This is a genomic window from Burkholderia sp. Bp8994 (assembly GCF_003853805.1).
GTDB lineage: Bacteria > Pseudomonadota > Gammaproteobacteria > Burkholderiales > Burkholderiaceae > Burkholderia.
In genome coordinates, this window is sequence record NZ_QTQH01000007.1 from 200,612 (window position 1) to 216,576 (window position 15,965).

The following is a 15,965-nucleotide window of genomic DNA, read 5'->3' on the forward strand; positions in this document are numbered from 1 at the left end:
TTACCCCTTCGTCGTGCAGGCGGCGTCCTTCGGGTCGAGGACGTGGCCGTTGTTGTATTTCGCGATGATGTTGTGGAACAGCTTCGGGTCGACCGACGAGAAATAGCGCACGGGCGCCTTCTCGCCCGGCTGCGCGACCGTGCCGTACGCGGTCATGTCGAGCCGGTCGGACGACGCCTTCACCTTCCGCACCCACGCATCGAACTGCTCGCGCGGCTCGGCGAGCGTGCGGAACTTCATGTCGGAGAAGCCGCGGCCGCTGTAGTTGGCGGACACGCCTGCGTAGTCGCCCGCCTCGTCGGCGATCAGGTGCAGGCGCGTCTGCATGCCGGCCATCGCATAGACCTGGCTGCCAAGCTGCGGGATGAAGAACGAGTTCATCACCGAGTCGGACGTGATGCGGAAATTCACCGGCGTGCCGACCGGAATCGCGAGCTGGTTCACCGACGCGATGCCGAGTTCCGGATAGATGAACAGCCACTTCCAGTCGAGCGCGACGACCTCGACATTGATCGGCTTGACCGACGATTCGATCGGCTTGTACGGGTCGAGCTCGTGCGTCGTCCGCCACGTGAGCACGCCGAGGAACAGGATGATCAGCGTCGGCACCGTCCAGATCACGACCTCGATCGCGGTCGAATGCGACCAGTTCGGCGCGTAGGCGGCGTTGCGGTTCGATGCGCGGTAGCGCCATGCGAACCACAGCGTGAGCAGGATCACCGGAATGACGACGATCAGCATCGCCCACGTCGCTGTCGCGATCAGCGATTTTTCCGCGACGCCCACCGCGCCCTTCGGATCGAGCACGTGAAGGTCGCTGCATCCGGCGAGTCCAGCCAGCAGCCCGATGACGGGTGCCGCACGCGCCCCGCCGGTGATTCGTCCGATCATTGTTCGTTCGCCTGATTGTCGTTGAGAAGAACCGCTGGCCGCACGCCGCCATCGCGCGACGCATCCGGCCGCGGCGACCTGTGCGCGAACTGTACGGAAAATTGCCGCAGTGCAACTTGACGGGGGACAAGGTTTGCCGAGGTGAGTCGGAACTGCCCGGAGGGGTGGGCGCTGGGGCTAGGCTAGGCTAGGCTAGGCTAGGCTAGGCTGGGCTGGGCTGGGCTGGGCTGGGCTGAGGCTGAGGCTGAGGCTGAGGCTGAGGCTGAGGCTGGGGCTGAGGGCTGGCGATGGCCTGCGGCAAAACGGTCACCGGACCTTCCCTCAAGCGTCGCGGATAGCAGGCACTAACGGGACGGAAAGCATGACGGCGCTGCGCCGCAACATGAGGGGCGCCGGCGCGAATTGCGAGGCTGTCTCGGCGGCGGAACTGCAGCGGATGCGGGGAACGAGGAACACCACGCGAATGCATGGCGATTCAGAATCGAGCCGACCCGCCGATTGATGCGTCGGCCACGAGGACCAAACGCACGCCACGCGACGAGCGACGAGCGGCGCACAGACGCAAGCGTTGTCGCGCCAGACGGCCAAGGCGTCCGGCGCAGCGAAGCGTCTGCGCCCCGTATCAGTCGAACTGACGGAAATCCGGCTTGCGCTTCTCGAAGAACGCCGTCATCGCCTCGCGCGCTTCCGGCGCACGCAGCATCGCGGAGAAATGGCCGGCTTCCTCGCTCATCCGCGCGGCCACGGCCACCCCGCCCGTCTCCTTCAGCAGCGCCTTCGTCACGCGCAGCGACGACGCCGGCAGTGCCGCGAGCTTCGCGGCCTGCTTCGCCGCGAATGCGTCGAGTTCGGCGGCCGGCAGCACGCGATTGACGATGCCGATGCGATGCGCTTCCAGCGCGTCGAACGCTTCTCCGAGCAGCAGCTTTTCAGCGGCGACCTGATGGCCGGCCAGCCGCGGCAGCAGCACGCTCGATGCGGCTTCCGGGCACAGCCCGAGCTGCGCGAACGGCAGCGAGAACGTCGCGGTGTCGGCCGCGTAGACGAGATCGCAGTGCAGCAGCATCGTCACGCCGACGCCGACCGCGACGCCCGGCACCGCGGCCACGATCGGCTTGGTCGCGCCGCTGATCCGCGCGAGGAACTGGAATACCGAAGCGTTTTCGTCCTTCGGCGGCGTCTTCAGGAAATCCTCGAGATCGTTCCCCGCGCTGAAGTTGCCGTCGCTGCCGCGCAGCAGGATCACGCGGATCGCCTTGTCTTCCTGCGCGTCGGCGAGCGCATCGGCCATCGTCTGGTACATCGCCGCCGTCAGCGCGTTCTTCTTCGCCGGGCGCGCGATCGTGATCGTCAGCACGCCGTCGGCGCGTTCCACTTGAATTTCGGCCACAACCGTCTCCTTTGACTTTCCTCTTCCGGAATGAAAAACGGTGCGCAAGCTCGTGGCTCGCGCACCGTGATCGCTACTGTCCCGCTCCGCTTACAGGCGTTCGATGATGCCCGCCGCACCCATGCCGGTGCCGACGCACATCGTGACCATCCCGTACTTCAGGTTGCGGCGGCGCAGGCCGTGCACGACGGTCGCCGCGCGGATCGCGCCGGTCGCGCCGAGCGGATGGCCGAGCGCGATCGCGCCGCCGACCGGGTTGACCTTCGACGGGTCGAGGCCGAGATCGCGGATCACCGCCAGCGACTGCGCGGCGAATGCCTCATTCAGCTCGATCCAGTCGAGATCGTCCTGCTTCAGGCCGGCGGCCTTCAGCGCGGCCGGAATCGCTTCCTTCGGCCCGATGCCCATGATTTCCGGCGGCACGCCGCGCACCGCGAAGCTCACGAAGCGCGCGAGCGGCGTCAGGTTGAATTCCTTCAGCACCTTCTCCGACACGACGAGCAGCGCGCCCGCGCCGTCCGACGTCTGCGAGCTGTTGCCGGCCGTGACCGAGCCCTTGTTCGCGAACACCGTGCGCAGCTTCGCGAGGCCTTCGAGCGTCGTATCCGCGCGCGGACCTTCGTCCAGCTTGATCTCGCGCGTCTTCACGTCGATTTCACCGGTCGCGAGGTTCGGGAAACGCTCGGTGATCGTGTACGCGGCGATTTCGTCGCCGAACTCGCCGGCCTGCTGCGCGGCGAGCGCCTTGCGGTGCGATTCGACCGAGAACGCGTCCTGGTCTTCGCGGCTCACCTTCCACTGCTCGGCGACGCGCTCGGCGGTCAGGCCCATCCCGTACGCAATGCCGAAATCCTCGCTGCGATCGAAGATATGCGGCGACATCGACGGCTTGTTGCCCATCATCGGCACCATGCTCATCGATTCGCAGCCGCCCGCGAAGATCGCGTCCGATTCGCCGACGCGGATGCGGTCCGCCGCCATCGCAAGCGCCGTGATGCCCGACGCGCAGAAGCGGTTGACCGTCACGCCGCCGACCGTCTGCGGCAGGCCGGCGAGCAGCGCGCCCATGCGGGCGACGTTCAGGCCCTGCTCGGCTTCCGGGATCGCGCAGCCGATGATCGCGTCCTCGATCACTTTCGTGTCGAGGCCGGGCACCTGCGCGACTGCCGACTTGATCGCGTGAACCAGCAGCTCGTCGGGGCGCGTGTTCTTGAAGACACCGCGCGGGGCCTTGCCGATCGGGGTGCGGCTGGCGGCGACGATGTATGCGTCTTGCAGTTGTTTGCTCATTTCAGACTCCTTGTCGTCTGCTCGCTCAGTTACGCACCGGCTTGCCGGTCTGCAACATGCCCATGATCCGTTCCTGCGTCTTCTGCGTGCCGAGCAGCTCGACGAACGCGCGGCGCTCGAGCGCGAGCAGCCACTCTTCGTCGACGAGGCTGCCGGCTTCGACGTCGCCGCCACACACGGCTTCGGCGATGCGGCTCGCGATCAGGTAGTCGTGGTCGCTGATGAAGCGGCCGTCACGCATGTTGACGAGCGATGCCTTGATCGTCGCGATCGCCGAGCGGCCTGCGACCGGCACCTCCTTCGCGCGCAGCGGCGCGCGGTAGCCGACGGCGGCCAGCGCACGCGCTTCCTTCTTCGCGGTGTCGAGCAGTTCGAACACGTTGAAGACGATCGTGTCGGACGGCTTCAGGTAGCCCATCGCACGCGCATCGTGCGCCGACGACGACACCTTCGCCATCGCCGCGTTCTCGAACGACTTCGTGACGAACTTCAGGATGTCGGTGGTCGCGTTCGCGGCCGTGGCCGCCTCCGCCGCGCGCAGCGCCGCTTCCTTCAAGCCGCCGCCCGCCGGCACGAGGCCGACGCCCACTTCGACGAGACCGATGTAGCTCTCGACGTGCACGACGCGCTTCGCGCTGTGCAGCATCAGCTCGCAGCCGCCGCCGAGCGCGATGCCCGATACGGCCGCGACGACCGGCACGTTCGCGTACTTCACGCGCAGCATGCCTTCCTGGAACTTCTTCACGAACGGCTCGATACCCTTCGCGCCGCCCATCATGAACGCGGGCATCGCCTCTTCGAGGTTCGCGCCGGCCGAGAACGGGCCGCCCGGCGTGCCGAGCTTCAGCGACGTCGGCTGCCAGATCACCACGCCCTTGTAATCCTTCTCCGCGAGTTCGATCGCCTGCACGAGGCCGTCGATCACGCTCGGTCCGATCGTGTTCATCTTCGACTTGAACGACACGATCACGACGTCGTCCTCGCCTGCGCGATCATCGACCCACGCGCGCACCGCGTCGGTTTCGAACAGCGTCTTGCCGTACGTCTTCGGATCTGCGCCGGCTTCGCCGACGAGCGGCGCGCGGAACACCTGCTTGCCGTAGACGGCCAGGTCCGAGCGCGGCACGAAGCGCTTCGACGCCGGTGCCCACGAGCCTTCGGCCGTGTGCACACCGCCCTGCTCGGCGACCGGGCCTTCGAGCACCCACGACGGCAGCGGCACGTTCGCGAGCGCCTTGCCGGCCGCGATGTCTTCCTGCACCCACTCGGCGACCTGCTTCCAGCCGGCGGCCTGCCAGCCTTCGAACGGGCCTTCGTTCCAGCCGAAGCCCCAGCGGATCGCGAGGTCGACGTCGCGCGCGTTGTCGGCGATCGACTCGAGATGCACGCCGATGTAGTGGAACACGTCGCGGAAGATCGACCACAGGAACTGCGCATGCGGATGGTCCGTCTCGCGCAGCAGCTTCAGGCGTTCCGCCGGCGGGCGCTTCAGGATGCGGCCGACGGTTTCGTCCGCCTTCGCGCCCGAATCCACGTAGGTGCCCGTCTTCGCGTCGAGCACCTTGATCGCCTTGCCTTCCTTCTTGTAGAAACCGCCGCCCGTCTTCTGGCCGAGCGCGCCCTGCTTCACCAGTTCGGCGAGCACGGCAGGGGTCTGGTAGACCGGGAAGAACGGATCGTCGGCGAGGTTGTCCTGCATCGTCTTGATCACGTGCGCCATCGTGTCGAGGCCGACCACGTCCGCGGTGCGGAACGTCGCCGACTTCGCGCGGCCGAGCCGGCTGCCCGTCAGGTCGTCGACCTCGTCGAAACGCAGGCCGAACTTCGCGGCCTCGGTGATCACCGCGAGGATCGAGAAGATGCCGACGCGGTTCGCGATGAAGTTCGGCGTGTCCTTCGCGCGCACGACGCCCTTGCCGACGACGCTCGTCAGGAAGGTTTCGAGCTGGTCGAGGATCTCCGGGCGCGTGTGCGCGGTCGGGATCAGCTCGACGAGGTGCATGTAGCGCGGCGGGTTGAAGAAGTGCACGCCGCAGAAGCGCGACTTCAGCTCGTCCGAGAATCCTTCGGACAGCTTGGTGATCGACAGGCCCGACGTGTTGGTCGCGAAGATCGCGTTCGGTGCGATGTGCGGCGCGACCTTCTTGTACAGGTCGTGCTTCCAGTCCATCCGCTCGGCGATCGCTTCGATCACGACGTCGCACTCGGCGAGTTTCGCGATGTCGTCCTCGTAGTTCGCGGCTTCGAGGTATTTCGCGTCGTCCTTCACGCCGAACGGCGCGGGTGACAGCTTCTTCAGGTTCTCGATCGCCTTCAGCGCGATCGCGTTTTTCGGGCCTTCCTTGGCCGGCAGGTCGAACAGCAGCACCGGCACGCGCGCGTTGACGAGGTGCGCGGCGATCTGCGCGCCCATCACGCCGGCGCCCAGCACGGCGACCTTGCGAATCAGGAAATTGCTCACGGGATGTCTCCGGATAGTGTCGTGCAGCGGGGGTTGTGAGGGCTGCACGGCGAAGTGAGTACCAGGAACCGTTGCGTTCGGGCGGTGCGCGGCGCGCACCGCCCGGACTCGCGTCAGAACAGCGATTCGTCGACTTCCATCAGCGTCTTCGAACCGGCGCGCGCGGCGCGGATCGTCGCGGCCGTTTCGGGCAGCAGACGCGCGAAATAGAAGCGGGCCGTCGCGAGCTTCGACTTGTAGAACGGGTCGCCCGACGCTTCCTTGTCGAGCGCGAGACGCGCCATGCGCGCCCAGAAGTACGAGAACACCAGGTGGCCGACGGTGCGCAGGTACGGCACGGCGGCGGCGCCGACTTCGTCCGGGTTCTGCATCGCCTTCATGCCGATTTCCATCGTCAGCTTCTGCACCTTGTCGCCGATGTCGGCGAGCGGGTTGATGAACTCGGCCATCTCCGGCTTCACGCCTTCGGCTTCCGCGAATTCGGTGACGAGCTTGCCGAACTTCTTCAGCTTCGCGCCCATGTCGCCGAGCACCTTGCGGCCCAGCAGGTCGAGCGACTGGATCGAGTTCGTGCCTTCGTAGATCATGTTGATCCGCGCGTCGCGCACGTACTGCTCCATGCCCCACTCGGAGATGAAGCCGTGGCCGCCGTAGATCTGCATCGCGTGGTTGGTCGACTCGAACGCGTTGTCGGTCAGGAACGCCTTGATGATCGGCGTGAGCAGCGCGACGAGGTCGGCCGCTTCCTTGCGCACCGCTTCGTCACCGTGCGACAGCTCCTTGTCGATCTGCAGCGCGGACCAGTACGTGAACGCGCGCGCGCCTTCCGCGTAGGCCTTCTGCGTGAGCAGCATGCGGCGCACGTCCGGGTGCACGATGATCGGATCGGCCGGCTTGTCCGGTGCCTTCGGGCCCGTCAGCGAGCGCATCTGCAGGCGTTCCTTCGCGTACGTCAGCGAGTTCTGGTACGCGACTTCCGTGAGGCCCAGGCCCTGCATGCCCACGCCCAGACGCGCGGCGTTCATCATCACGAACATCGCGTTCAAGCCCTTGTTCGGCTCGCCGACCATCCAGCCCTTCGCGTTGTCGAGGTTCATCACGCACGTCGAGTTGCCGTGGATGCCCATCTTGTGTTCGATCGAGCCGCACTTGATGCCGTTGCGCTCGCCCGGCTCGCCCGCGGCGTCCGGAATGAACTTCGGCACGATGAACAGCGAGATCCCCTTCGTGCCTTGCGGCGCGTCCGGCAGGCGCGCGAGCACGAGGTGGACGATGTTCTTCGACATGTCGTGCTCGCCGCTCGAGATGAAGATCTTCGTGCCGCTGATCGAGTACGAGCCGTCGCCGTTCGGTTCGGCCTTGGTGCGCAGGATGCCGAGGTCGGTGCCGCAGTGCGGCTCGGTCAGGCACATCGTGCCCGTCCATTCGCCCGACACGAGCTTCGGCAGATACTGTTTCTGGAGTTCCGGCGCGCCGTGCGCGTGCAGGCATTCGTACGCGCCGTGCGACAGGCCCGGATACATCGTCCATGCCTGGTTCGCCGAGTTCAGCATTTCGTAGAGCGCGTTGTTCACGAACGCGGGCAGGCCCTGGCCGCCGTAGTCCGGATCGCAGCCGAGCGCCGGCCAGCCGGCCTCGACGTACTGCCGATACGCTTCCTTGAAGCCGGTCGGGGTCTTCACGACGCCGTCGCCTTCATACGTGCAGCCTTCGCGGTCGCCGACCTGGTTCAGCGGGAACAGTACCTCGGAGCAGAACTTGCCCGCCTCCTCGAGGACCTGGTTGATCGTGTCGGCGTCGAGGTCCGCATGCCGCGGCATTTGCTTGACCTCGGCCTCGACATTCAGAAGCTCGTGCAACACGAATTGCATGTCGCGCAGCGGCGCGGCGTACTGTCCCATGACTCTCTCCAAAGGTGGGCAAACGGCTCGAGCTCCTGGCGGGCGGATCACGCGCCGCTAACGGCTCTCGCTCTGATACGAAACGATCGTCTTTTCCAGCGCGGCCCACGTGAGGCGCACGGCATCCGGCGAATGCAGGAACCGTGCGTCGTGATGCAGGCCGAGCGTGAAGCTGTACAGCTCGAAGAGCATCAGGTCCGGATCGGTATCCGCACGCAGATGGCCTTCTTCCTTCGCCTGCGAAATGGCACGCAGCATCGCGGCACGCCAGGCCGTCACGCTCGCGATCAACTGCTCGCGTACCGGGCTGTCAGGCCGGTCGTCGTACTCGACCGCACCGCTGATGTAGATGCATCCGGTCGTCACCTCCTGGATGCGCTTCTCCGTCCAGCGGGCCAGCATCGCCCGAAGGCGCGGCAAGCCTCGCGGCTCGCGCAGGCTCGGAAAGAACACCTCGTTCTCGAAACGATGGTGATACTCGCGGACGACCTCGACCTGCAGGTCCTCGCGCGATCCGAAGTGCGCGAACACACCGCTCTTGCTCATCTGCATGCGCTCGGCCAGCAGGCCGATCGTCAGCCCCTCCAGCCCGTCACGGCTGGCGAGGTCCAAAGCAGCTTCGAGTATCGCGGCACGCGTCTGTTCGCCTTTTCGCATAGCTATTTCTGTAACCGTTCGGGGGTTCGAATAAAATCGAACGGCCGTACTATTATTGAGTGCGGCCGCTCGCGAAAACAAGGAAATTATTAGAAACCGGTGTCTAACCGAGCCGCTATTTTGCGCGATTCCGGCGGGACCGGAGCGGCTTTTCCGCACGAACGTGCGGACAGATTTATGGGGCGGATGCTGAATCCGTGTCAGTCGTAACCGCCGACCGTCAGCGCCTTCATCACGAGGCGGTACGTGTTGTATGCGAGCCAGTTCAGCATACGCTCGATGCGCGGCCGTGCGGCGTACCGGGCGGCATCGATTTCGCGGCCTTCGGAGAAGGCGGCCGCGATCGCGTCGCGCAGCTGGTTCGTGACCGCATCGTAGCGCACCAGCACGACGTTCGCCTCATTGTTCAGCATCAGGCTCAGCGCGTCCAGGTTCGACGAGCCGACGGTCGCCCAGTTGTCGTCGATCACGGCCACCTTGCCGTGCAGCATCGTCTTGTCGTATTCCGCCACGCGCACGCCCGCGCGCAGCAGCGCGTGATACAGGAACGGCACGGCCGTATCGAGCGCCGCGAATTCCTTGCGGCCGATCAGGATCCGCACGTCGACGCCGCGACGTGCCGCGCCGGTCAGCGCGCGGCGCAGCTTGCGGCCCGGCATGAAGTACGGATTCGCGAGCAGGATCCGCTGGCGCGCCTGGCCAATCGCGGCGAGATACGCCTTCTCGATCGCGCGGCGGTTCACGACGTTGTCGCGCGCGACGAACGCGACGCTCGGCTCGGTCACGACCCGCAGCGCACCGGCCTTGATCCAGCGGTGGCTGCGCATCCAGCGCCGGAACATGTCCGGAAACGCCTCGCCGCCGTGCAGCCCCGCCGCGTACTGCGCGTACGGCTTGTGGCCGAACTGGATCCGGTGCCACTGCAGCTCGAACGCGGCGCGCACGTCCGACACCGCCGGCCCCGCCATCTCGACCGCGAAATCCCAGCGCGGAAACGGCAGCGTTGCGCTGCCCTGCGTGAAGTCGTCGACGATGTTGATGCCGCCGCAGAACGCGACCGCATGATCGATCACCGCGAGCTTGCGGTGCGTGCGCGAGAAGCCGAAGCGGCCGAACAGGTAGCGGTTGTAGATGCAATGCTCGACGCCGGCCTCGGCCCACGTGTCGAACAGCGGCAGGCGCGCGGTGCCGATGCCGTCGGTGATCACGCGCACGCGCACGCCGCGCTGCGCCGCGCGGATCAGCGCATCCGACACCGGCCGGCCGGCCGCATCGTCGCAGAAGATGTAGGTTTCGAGCATCACCTGCTCGCGCGCCGCATCGATCCGTTCGATCAGCGCGAGGAAGAATTCGTTGCCGGTCTCGCAGAGCCGTACCGTGTTGCCGGCCGTGAACGCGAGCCGCGACGCGGAGCCGCGCTCCTGCAGGAACATCTGCCGCAATTGCGCGAAGCGCTTGCGGGTTTCCGCATTCATGCGGACGAGCCGTGCGGTGCCCGCGCGAGCGACACGCGCACGGGCAATTGCAGGATCGCCTCGGCATTCGACGGCGAGAAGCAGCGCGCGGCCGCTTCGCGGAACGGCAGCCACGCGTAGTCGACGTGCTCGCGCGGCGACAGCGTCACGTCGACGCGATGCGGCACGCACAGGCCGAACCAGTGCTCGACGTTGCGCGTGACGCCCGGAGCATAGCGATGCAGGTATTGCGGATAGATCGCGTATTCGATCCGGTGGTGCCAGTCGACCAGCGCGGTGGCCGGCACGTCGTGCGACCCGACCGCGATGCCGGTTTCCTCGGCGACTTCGCGTGCGGCCGTGAGCGCGAGCGGCTCGTCGGGCGCGTCCTTCGACCCGGTCACCGATTGCCAGAAATCGGGCTGGTCGGCACGCTTGATCACCAGCACGTCGAGTTCGGGCGTGTAGATCACGACGAGAACGGATTCGGGGATTTTCGGCGGCTTCGTCATCTTGGTTTCATGCGGCACAGGGCCGTGCGTCCGGCCTGTGCCCGAACGTGCGGCAAGTGCTGCGACTGTACCGCAAAAAGCGAAAAAGGCGCACCAGGCGCCTTCTTCGTTGGGCGTCGTGCGCGCGTCGCCGCGCACACGATCGTTGACAAGCGTTACGCCTTCGGCTGTTCCGGCTGACGCAGACGGATGTGCAGTTCGCGCAGCTGACGCTCGTCGACCGGGCTCGGCGCCTGCGTGAGCAGATCCTGCGCACGCTGCGTCTTCGGGAACGCGATCACGTCGCGGATCGAGTCGGCACCGGCCATCATCGTGACGATGCGGTCGAGACCGAACGCGATACCGCCGTGCGGCGGCGCGCCGTACTGCAGCGCGTCGAGCAGGAAGCCGAACTTCAGTTGCGCTTCTTCCGCGCCGATCTTCAGCGCGCGAAACACCTTGCTCTGCACTTCCTCGCGGTGGATACGCACCGAGCCGCCGCCGATTTCCCAGCCGTTCAGCACCATGTCGTAGGCCTTCGCGAGGCAACGGCCCGGGTCGGTCTCGAGGTACTCGAGGTGTTCGTCCTTCGGGCTGGTGAACGGGTGGTGTGCCGCGACGTAGCGCGCGTCTTCGTCGTCGTATTCGAACATCGGGAAGTCGACGACCCACAGCGGCTTCCAGCCGGCCTGGACGAGGCCGTTCGCCTTGCCGAATTCCGAGTGGCCGATCTTCAGGCGCAGCGCGCCGAGGCTGTCGTTGACGACCTTCGCGCGGTCGGCCGCGAAGAAGATGATGTCGCCGTCTTCAGCGCCGGTGCGCTCGAGGATCGCCGCGATCGAGGCGTCGTGCAGGTTCTTGACGATCGGGCTTTGCAGGCCGTCGCGGCCCTTCGCCTTTTCGTTGACCTTGATCCACGCGAGGCCCTTCGCGCCGTAGATGCGCACGAATTCCGTGTAGCCGTCGATGTCGCCGCGCGACAGCTCGCCGCCCTTCGGCACGCGCAGCGCCGCGACACGGCCGTCCTTCGCGTTGGCCGGCGTGCTGAACACCTTGAAGTCGACGTCCTTCATCGCGTCGGTCAGCTCGGTGAATTCGAGCTGCACGCGCAGGTCCGGCTTGTCCGAACCGAAGCGCGCCATCGCTTCCGAGTACGGCATCACCGGGAATTTCGCGTCGAGTTCGACGTCGATCGTCGTCTTGAAGATGTGACGGATCATGTCTTCGAACAGGTCACGGATTTCCTGCTCGCCGAGGAACGACGTTTCGCAGTCGATCTGCGTGAATTCCGGCTGACGATCGGCGCGGAGGTCTTCGTCGCGGAAGCACTTGGTGATCTGGTAGTAACGGTCGAAGTTCGCGACCATCAGCAGCTGCTTGAACAGCTGCGGCGACTGCGGCAGCGCGAAGAACTGGCCCGCGTTCACGCGCGACGGCACGAGGTAGTCGCGCGCGCCTTCCGGCGTGCTCTTCGTCAGCATCGGCGTTTCGATGTCGATGAAGCCCTGCTCGTCGAGGTACTTGCGCGCTTCGATCGCGACACGGTAGCGCAGGCGCAGGTTGTGCTGCATCTGCGGACGGCGCAGGTCGAGCACGCGGTGCGTGAGGCGCGTCGTTTCCGACAGGTTGTCGTCGTCGAGCTGGAACGGCGGCGTGACCGACGCGTTCAGCACGATCAGCTCGTGGCACAGCACTTCGATCTTGCCGCTCTTCAGGCCGGCGTTGACCGTGCCTTCCGGACGGTTGCGCACGAGACCCTTGATCTGCACGCAGAACTCGTTGCGCACGCCTTCGGCGGTCGCGAACATTTCCGCGCGATCGGGGTCGCACACCACCTGCACGAGGCCTTCACGATCGCGCAGGTCGATGAAGATCACACCGCCGTGATCGCGGCGGCGCTGCACCCAGCCGCACAGCGACACGGTTTGGCCCAGCAGGTGTTCGGTCACGAGACCGCAGTATTCAGTACGCATCGACATGATGTTTGCTTTCGTTCGGTTTGATCAACGGGCGCCGCAACGCGCGGCCCGGGCGATGATTCTTTACTTACAGCGGCGGCTCGACGGGACGGCGGGCGGGCGCCGGAGCCGGCGCCGAAGGCGCCACGACGCCCATCGAGACGATGTACTTGAGCGCGGCATCGACCGACATGTCGAGTTCGATGACTTCGCTCTTCGGCAGCATCAGGAAGAAGCCCGACGTCGGGTTCGGCGTCGTGGGCACGTACACGCTCACGTACTCTTCCGTCAGATGGTTGACCACGTCGCCGCCGGGCGCGCCGGTCAGAAACGCGATCGTATACGAGCCGCGGCGCGGGTATTCGATCAGGAGCGCCTTGCGGAACGCATTGCCGCTGCTCGACAGCAGCGTGTCCGACACCTGCTTGACGCTCGTGTAGATCGGCCCGACGACCGGGATGTGACGCACGACCGCGTTCCACCACGTGACGAGCTTCTGGCCGATGAAGTTCTGCGTCGCCAGCCCGACGACGAAGATGAACGCGAGCGTCAGCACCGCGCCGATCCCCGGCAGATGGAAGCCGAGCATCCGCTCCGGCTGCCACGATTCGGGCAGGAGCAGCAGCGTCTGATCCATCGTACCGATGATGAGGCCGAGCACCCACAGCGTGATCGCGAGCGGGACGAGAACCAGCAGGCCGGTCAGAAACACCGTTTTCAGGGTCGTCTTTTTCATCATCTGCCGTCAATGAACCGCGCCGGAAGCGCGGGTTGGTCGCGACCCGGCCGGGCCGCGACGGTCAACTGCCGGCGGCGGGCGCTGCGGCCGGGGCCGGCGCGGCGCTCGTCGTCGTACTTTCGGAACCCGACGCAGCGGGCGCGGCTGCCGCCGCCGCCGCGGCGGCCGGCGCTGCCGTGCCCGTGTCGCCGGACGCCGTCGCCGGCGCGCTGGTGCCGCCCGAGCCACCGCGGAAATCGGTGACATACCAGCCGGAGCCCTTCAGCTGGAAGCCGGCGGCGGTAACCTGCTTGCGAAAAGCATCCTTCCCGCATTCGGGGCACTGCGACAGCGGCGCGTCGCTCATCTTCTGGAGCACGTCCTTCGCGAAACCGCACGCTTCGCATCGATAGGCGTAGATCGGCATGATATTTTTCCCGCAGAAACTGGAAACGGCTTGCAAAACCTTGAATTATATCCGAAACCCCGGCGCACTCCGGCAACGGCCGCGACGCGCGGGCTTCAGCGACGGCGCCATGTGAGCCAGCGCTCGTTTCCGTCGAACACGGCCAGCGAATCGGTCACCGGCAGATCATCGATCAGCTCGAAGTGCGGCGCGAGCAGCGCATCGAGTTCGGCCCGCTCGATGCCGAACGGCGGCCCCTTCGGTTTCTTCGTCACGAAGAAATACCCGGCCAGCAGCGCACCGGCGGGCAGCAGTTCGGCCATCCGCGTCGCGTAACGGGCGCGCAGGCTCGGCGGCAGCGCGCACAGGAACGCGCGCTCGTACACCCACTGCACGTCGAACGGCGGCCGGTACGTGAAGAAATCGGCCTGCTCGACGACGTCCGCGTGCGCGCCGAGCTGCGCCTTCGCGGCCGCCACCGCCTGCGCGGCGAAATCGATCGCGCGCACGGGCCAACCGGCCTGCGCGAGCCAGCCGGCCTCCTGCGCACTGCCGCAGCCGGGGATCAGCACCGCGCACGGCGCGCGCCGCTGCGCAAACGCGCGAAACCCGTCCGGCACGCCGCCGAATTCCCACGGTGTCACGCCGCGTGCGAAACGCTCGTCCCAGAACGCGGCATTGCCGGGGTCGCGCGTCGCGAAATCGGCGGCGCTCGGCGCGGACGGTTGTTTCGGTTCGGACATCGCTCCGTCCCCTGCGGTCACGCGCCGTACGCGAGCGCGAGCAGCACGCGCGCGACGAGCGCCCCGACGCCGACGGCAAGACCGAAGATCAGCAATGCCTGCATCAGCCGGTTGGTCCGTTTCTGCTCGATGAGGATCTGGCGCATCAGGTCCTCGCTCGCCGCGCGCGGCGCATCGTGGCGCGCCGCCATCGCGTGGTGGATCAGCCGCGGCAGTTGCGGCAGCGTCTTGCTCCACTGGGGCGCCTCGACCTTGAAGCGCTCGTACCAGCCGCGCAGGCCGATCTGCTCGGTCATCCAGCGCTCGAGATACGGCTTCGCGGTCTTCCACAGGTCGAGTTCGGGATCGAGCGAACGGCCGAGCCCTTCGACGTTCAGCATCGTCTTCTGCAGCAGCACGAGCTGCGGCTGGATCTCGACGTTGAAGCGGCGCGACGTCGAGAACAGGCGCATCAGCACCTGGCCGAGCGAGATGTCCTTCAGCGCGCGGTCGAAATACGGCTCGCACACCGCGCGGATCGCGCTCTCGAGTTCCTCGACGCGCGTCTCGGGCGGCACCCAGCCCGATTCGAGGTGCAGCGTCGCGACGCGGTGGTAATCGCGCTTGAAGAACGCGAGGAAGTTCTGCGCGAGGTAGTTCTTGTCGAAATCCGACAACGCGCCGACGATCCCGAAATCGAGCGCGATATAGCGGCCGAACGTGTTCGGATCGAGGCTCACCTGGATGTTGCCCGGGTGCATGTCCGCGTGAAAGAAACCGTCGCGGAACACCTGCGTGAAGAAGATCTCGACGCCTTCGCGCGCGAGCTTCTTGATGTCGACGCCGGCCGCGCGCAGCGTCTCGACCTGGCTGATCGGCACGCCGGTCATGCGCTCCATCACGAGCACCTGCGACGTCGAGAAATCCCAGAACATCTCGGGCACGAGCAGCAAGTCGAGGCCCGCGAAGTTGCGGCGCAGCTGGCTGCCGTTCGCGGCCTCGCGCATCAGGTCGAGCTCGTCGTGCAGGTACTTGTCGAATTCGGCGACGACTTCGCGCGGCTTCAGGCGCCGGCCATCGGCCCACATGCGCTCCGTCCACGTCGCGATGTCGCGCATCAGCGCGAGGTCGGAATCGATCACCGGCAGCATGTTCGGGCGCAGCACCTTGACCGCGACGGCCTTGCCCGCGTGCACGCCCTGCTTCAGCTTCGCGAAATGCACCTGCGCGATCGACGCGCTCGCGACCGGCTCGCGCTCGAATTCGTCGAACAGCTCGTCGACCGGCGCGCCGAGCGACTTCTCGATGATCGCGATCGCCACCGCGGAATCGAACGGCGGCACCTGGTCCTGCAGCTTCGCGAGTTCGTTCGCGAAATCGACCGACAGCAGGTCGCGGCGCGTCGACAGCACCTGGCCGAACTTCACGAAGATCGGGCCGAGGCTTTCGAGCGCGTGACGCAGCCGTACGGCGGGCGGATCGGAAAAGCGGCGGCCGATCGTCGTGATCCGCAGCAGCAGCTTCACGCGCCGGTCGTCGATCCGGGACAGCATCACTTCGTCGAGGCCAAAGCGGATGACGGTGTAGACAATCTTGATGAAACGGAAAATGCGCATGCCCTGCGGC

13 protein-coding genes are annotated in these 15,965 nt (G+C 66.3%); all 13 read right to left on the reverse strand.

Annotation, left to right across the window (positions count from 1 at the left end; all coding sequences use genetic code 11):
- On the reverse strand, window positions 1-891 hold the full coding sequence (gene cyoA / locus DIE04_RS09620) for a ubiquinol oxidase subunit II (RefSeq protein WP_044846826.1): 891 nt from the start codon (window positions 889-891) through the stop codon (window positions 1-3).
- A gap of 622 nt (window positions 892-1,513) precedes the next feature.
- A complete protein-coding gene (locus tag DIE04_RS09625; protein WP_044846827.1) occupies window positions 1,514-2,281 on the reverse strand; it encodes an enoyl-CoA hydratase in 768 nt (255 codons plus the stop codon).
- A 90-nt stretch (window positions 2,282-2,371) separates the two neighbouring features.
- On the reverse strand, window positions 2,372-3,571 hold the full coding sequence (locus tag DIE04_RS09630; protein WP_044846828.1) for an acetyl-CoA C-acyltransferase: 1,200 nt from the start codon (window positions 3,569-3,571) through the stop codon (window positions 2,372-2,374).
- A 25-nt stretch (window positions 3,572-3,596) separates the two neighbouring features.
- Window positions 3,597-6,032: a 3-hydroxyacyl-CoA dehydrogenase/enoyl-CoA hydratase family protein gene (locus tag DIE04_RS09635; RefSeq protein WP_124521044.1), complete on the reverse strand. Its 2,436-nt coding sequence runs from the start codon at window positions 6,030-6,032 to the stop codon at window positions 3,597-3,599.
- Between the two features lie 113 nt (window positions 6,033-6,145).
- Window positions 6,146-7,933 (reverse strand): acyl-CoA dehydrogenase C-terminal domain-containing protein, encoded by a 1,788-nt coding sequence (locus DIE04_RS09640; protein ID WP_044846830.1) that lies wholly within the window; start codon window positions 7,931-7,933, stop codon window positions 6,146-6,148.
- Between the two features lie 57 nt (window positions 7,934-7,990).
- Window positions 7,991-8,590: a TetR/AcrR family transcriptional regulator gene (locus tag DIE04_RS09645; protein ID WP_006751498.1), complete on the reverse strand. Its 600-nt coding sequence runs from the start codon at window positions 8,588-8,590 to the stop codon at window positions 7,991-7,993.
- 200 nt (window positions 8,591-8,790) lie between these two features.
- Window positions 8,791-10,065, reverse strand: a complete 1,275-nt coding sequence (gene clsB, locus DIE04_RS09650; protein WP_044846831.1) for a cardiolipin synthase ClsB — start codon at window positions 10,063-10,065, stop codon at window positions 8,791-8,793.
- On the reverse strand, window positions 10,062-10,556 hold the full coding sequence (nudB, locus tag DIE04_RS09655) for a dihydroneopterin triphosphate diphosphatase (protein ID WP_044846843.1): 495 nt from the start codon (window positions 10,554-10,556) through the stop codon (window positions 10,062-10,064). Before nudB ends, clsB begins: the two co-directional genes overlap by 4 nt.
- Before the next feature lie 155 nt (window positions 10,557-10,711).
- A complete protein-coding gene (aspS, locus tag DIE04_RS09660; RefSeq protein ID WP_044846832.1) occupies window positions 10,712-12,514 on the reverse strand; it encodes an aspartate--tRNA ligase in 1,803 nt (600 codons plus the stop codon).
- A 67-nt stretch (window positions 12,515-12,581) separates the two neighbouring features.
- Entirely contained in the window at window positions 12,582-13,232 is a 651-nt protein-coding gene (locus DIE04_RS09665; RefSeq protein ID WP_027785397.1) for a DUF502 domain-containing protein, read from the reverse strand.
- Window positions 13,233-13,293: 61 nt separating this feature from the next.
- Window positions 13,294-13,638: an FmdB family zinc ribbon protein gene (locus DIE04_RS09670; RefSeq protein ID WP_124488605.1), complete on the reverse strand. Its 345-nt coding sequence runs from the start codon at window positions 13,636-13,638 to the stop codon at window positions 13,294-13,296.
- A gap of 95 nt (window positions 13,639-13,733) precedes the next feature.
- Window positions 13,734-14,360: an SAM-dependent methyltransferase gene (locus DIE04_RS09675; protein WP_124521042.1), complete on the reverse strand. Its 627-nt coding sequence runs from the start codon at window positions 14,358-14,360 to the stop codon at window positions 13,734-13,736.
- A 17-nt stretch (window positions 14,361-14,377) separates the two neighbouring features.
- Window positions 14,378-15,955: a ubiquinone biosynthesis regulatory protein kinase UbiB gene (ubiB, locus tag DIE04_RS09680; protein WP_044846835.1), complete on the reverse strand. Its 1,578-nt coding sequence runs from the start codon at window positions 15,953-15,955 to the stop codon at window positions 14,378-14,380.
- Between the last annotated feature and the right edge of the window lie 10 nt (window positions 15,956-15,965).

Coding starts and splice junctions, on each gene's coding strand:
- nudB (WP_044846843.1), bottom strand. CDS start 10,556: ATGACGAAGCCGCCGAAAATCCCCGAATCCGTTCTCGTCGTGATCTAC.
- DIE04_RS09675 (WP_124521042.1), bottom strand. CDS start 14,360: ATGTCCGAACCGAAACAACCGTCCGCGCCGAGCGCCGCCGATTTCGCG.
- ubiB (WP_044846835.1), bottom strand. CDS start 15,955: ATGCGCATTTTCCGTTTCATCAAGATTGTCTACACCGTCATCCGCTTT.
- clsB (WP_044846831.1), bottom strand. CDS start 10,065: ATGAATGCGGAAACCCGCAAGCGCTTCGCGCAATTGCGGCAGATGTTC.
- DIE04_RS09670 (WP_124488605.1), bottom strand. CDS start 13,638: ATGCCGATCTACGCCTATCGATGCGAAGCGTGCGGTTTCGCGAAGGAC.
- DIE04_RS09665 (WP_027785397.1), bottom strand. CDS start 13,232: ATGATGAAAAAGACGACCCTGAAAACGGTGTTTCTGACCGGCCTGCTG.
- cyoA (WP_044846826.1), bottom strand. CDS start 891: ATGATCGGACGAATCACCGGCGGGGCGCGTGCGGCACCCGTCATCGGG.
- DIE04_RS09645 (WP_006751498.1), bottom strand. CDS start 8,590: ATGCGAAAAGGCGAACAGACGCGTGCCGCGATACTCGAAGCTGCTTTG.
- aspS (WP_044846832.1), bottom strand. CDS start 12,514: ATGTCGATGCGTACTGAATACTGCGGTCTCGTGACCGAACACCTGCTG.
- DIE04_RS09640 (WP_044846830.1), bottom strand. CDS start 7,933: ATGGGACAGTACGCCGCGCCGCTGCGCGACATGCAATTCGTGTTGCAC.
- DIE04_RS09630 (WP_044846828.1), bottom strand. CDS start 3,571: ATGAGCAAACAACTGCAAGACGCATACATCGTCGCCGCCAGCCGCACC.